Genomic DNA, 3,244 nt, shown 5'->3' with positions numbered 1-3,244 from the left:
GGCGGGGTGACGAAAAGATCGATCGCCAATCGTACCGCCCCCGCCAGCACCAGCAGCGCCAGCAAGGCCCTGAGTTGCTCGCCGCGCAGCCGCTGGCCTGCCTTGGCGCCGTACTGCGCACCGGCGACGCCGCCCGCCATCAGCAGGAAGGCCAGCACGACGTCGACCGTCTGGTTGGTGGTGGCGTGGACCAGCGTCGTATAGGCGGAGGTGAAGATGATCTGGAACAGCGAGGTGCCGATGACGACGTTGGTCGGCACTTTCAGCAGATAGATCAGTGCCGGCACCATGATGAAGCCGCCGCCGACGCCCATGATCGACGACAGGAAGCCGATGCCGGCGCCAAGTCCAAGGACGGGGATGACGCTGACGAACAGTTTTGAGGCCCTGAAGCGCATCTTCAGCGGCAAGCGGTGGATCCAGTTGTGCTGACCGGATTTCTTCAGCACCGGCGCCGCACCGCTGCGCGTGGCGCGCAGCGCATTGACGCTTTCGACCAGCATCAGTCCGCCGACGGTGCCGAGCAGCACGACGTAGAGCAGCGAGATGAACAGGTCGAGCTGGCCGAGGCGGCGCAGGAAGGCGAAGACGAAGATGCCGCCGGTGGAACCGACAATGCCGCCGGCCAGCAATACCCCGCCGAGCTTGAAGTCGAGCGTCCCTCGCTTCATGTGCGAAAGGACGCCGGAGACGGAGGAGGCGATGACCTGGTTGGCGCCCGTGGCGACCGCGATCGCCGGGGGGATGTTGTAGAAGATCAGCAGCGGCGTGATGAGGAAGCCGCCGCCGACGCCGAACATGCCCGACAGGAAACCCACCGCCGCGCCCATGGCCAGCAGGACGAAGATATTGACGGAAATTTCCGCGATCGGGAGATAGATGCCCACCCGTCAGTCTCGATCAGTTCTGCCTGTCGGCGAATGCAACCGTTGCGGGCATCTTGACCCGACAAGCCAATTCGTTCTTGCCCCGGAGGTGCTGCGAAGTCAAACCGCGCTACGCCGCCGAAACAAAAAACATCTCAATCAGTTAACAGGCGAATGTGTGGCAAGGGCGTCGTGGAAACGACGCCTCTGCCGTTATTTGCGCGCCAGCAGCGCCTTGACCAGTTTTTCATCGACTTCGCCGGTCGCCGGCATCTTGTTGTCGGTCTGGAAAGCCATGATCGCGGTCTTCGTCTTCTGGCCAATCTTGCCGTCGGCGCCGCCGGCGTCGTAGCCGTTCTTGTTGAGAATGCGCTGGATGTTCTGGACGGCCTTCTTCATGTCGATGCTGGCTGTCGTCTGCGGCGCGCCGTCCTGCCAGGATTCGGGAATGTCGGCCGAATTGGCCGCCGCATCCAGCGGCTTGGCCTTCCACAGTTCGGTCGCGGCGCGGGCGCGTTCGAGCTGCTCTGGCCGCAGCGCATTGGCGATCTCGTCACGCTTGGCAGCGGCATCCTTGTCGCCGGTCTTGGCGACGAGCGCGAACCATTTGTAGGATTCCTCGAGGTTCTGCTTCATGCCGACGCCCTTGGCGGCGAGGATGCCGAGATTGAACTGGCTGTCCTTGACGCCGACGTCGGCGGCCGCCTGGAACCAGTGCGCGGCCGATTCATTGTCGGTCACGCCGTCTGCCGCCATGGCGAACAAGACGGCCAGATTGTGCATGCCGCTGGCGTTGCCCTGTGCTGCGGAAAGCTGGTACCAGGTCTTCGCCTTCTTGATGTCGCGCGCGACGCCGATGCCCTTTTCGTAGAAGTTTCCGATGCGGTATTCGGCCGGCGCGAAGCCGAGTTCCGCCGATTTCTCGTACCATTTGGCCGCTGCCGCCATGTCTTCCTTGACGCCGCGCGACTCGGCATAGCGCGAGCCGATCTCGAACAGCGCCTTGGCGTCGCCGCTGGCGGCGGCATCACGCAAGGCGGCAGGGCCGGCGTCAGCGGGAATGTCGAACTTTGCCGTCGTCGCCGGCGAAGCGTCCGCTGGCGGAACCGCGCCCGTGGTGTCCTTAGCGGCGGTCGGCTCAGTCGCCATAGGCTGCGCGTCGGTGTCGGCGGCTTCCGCGGCGACCGGAACGGTCGAGGCCGGCGCAGCCGAGGCTGTCGTCCCGGACATCGCCGGGTTCGCATCGGCCGATGTAATCGAGGCGACGGGCGCGGGAACCGGCTCTGCGGTCGGCGCGGCATCCATCGGCGGCTCGGCGCCTGGCGGCGTGGCAATCATGCTTTGCGCGGCCATGTCGTCCTTGGTTGCCGGTGCGGACGGCTCGGCCTGCCTGACGGTGTGGTCAGGCGCACTTTCCACTGCCGCGGGCTGCGCGTCCATCTTAGGTTGGCCGGCGGCATCGAGCGAGGCGGTCTGCACCGGCTGCGAGGCGACGATCGGCGCAACATCGTTGCTCGCCACCTGGGCCGGATCGGCGAAGAAGGCCTTGCCCAGTTGCAGGGCGCCCAGTGCCAGCAGGATCGCGGTTGTCCCCATCAGGATCGGTTTGCGCCGTGCCTTGAGCAGGTCGCCGATCCGCAGTGCCTTCACCGGTCCGGTCACCGTCGACTGGCGCTTCAGCGCATCGGCCTCGGCGGCCGCGGCCTGGGCCGCGCGCCGGGCAGCGGCGATGAAATCCGACTTCGCGGCGTCGGTGTCGCTGGGCTTGGCAGGCTGGCCGCGCTCGTCGCGCACGCGCTTCATGATGGCGTTGAGGTCAGGTGCGCCGGAACCGGGCTCCAGCGGCCGGTTGGCCATTTTCGGATCGAGCGGTTCGTCGAGATCGACGCTCGGGATCGGGGCAGTCGGCGCAGAGCCGGCCAGTGGCGGGATGTCCGCCTCCTTCTTGCCCTTAAAGGCGCGGGCCAGTCCGCCGAACATCGACCTACGGCCGCCCGCCTGTTCGTTCTTCTCGACAATTGTGTCGGAGCCGAGAGCAGCCATGGCCGCAGCCGCTGCGGCTTCGGCCGGCGTGCGCGTTCCCATACCCAGGCCGCCCAGATCGCTACGAGCACCCGGCTCGTTGCGCAGGATGGCGGCGGCACGGCCATCGAGATCGGCCAAGTCCCCAGTCAATGGCAGGGGCTGATCGATATCCATCGATGGCGCGTCCACGGCCATCTTGGGTCGCCGCACGCCGCGCCAGTTGCTCGGCTCGACCGGTGCCGCATCCAGCAATTCGCTCATCGCCTCGACCGGCTCGCCGGGTTCGAGCGAACCCAGCCGGTCGACGATCTTGAGCAACGTGTCGTGGATGGCCTCGAACGTTCTCGAATTGC

2 protein-coding genes are annotated in these 3,244 nt (G+C 66.2%); both read right to left on the bottom strand.

Translation table 11 applies throughout. The annotated features are described in order from the left end of the window. On the bottom strand, positions 1 to 887 hold an 887-nt coding region (locus EN906_RS28225; protein ID WP_164777417.1), incomplete at its 3' end, for a sulfite exporter TauE/SafE family protein. 192 nt (positions 888 to 1,079) lie between these two features. Next, positions 1,080 to 3,244 (bottom strand): SEL1-like repeat protein (locus EN906_RS28220; protein WP_206529187.1); only part of this gene is annotated, 2,165 nt, incomplete at its 5' end.

This window comes from Mesorhizobium sp. M7A.F.Ca.CA.004.06.1.1, from assembly GCF_003999135.1.
Lineage (GTDB): Bacteria > Pseudomonadota > Alphaproteobacteria > Rhizobiales > Rhizobiaceae > Mesorhizobium.
Note: the sequence above shows the minus strand (reverse complement) of the source record. Positions and strands in the feature narration are given on the sequence as shown.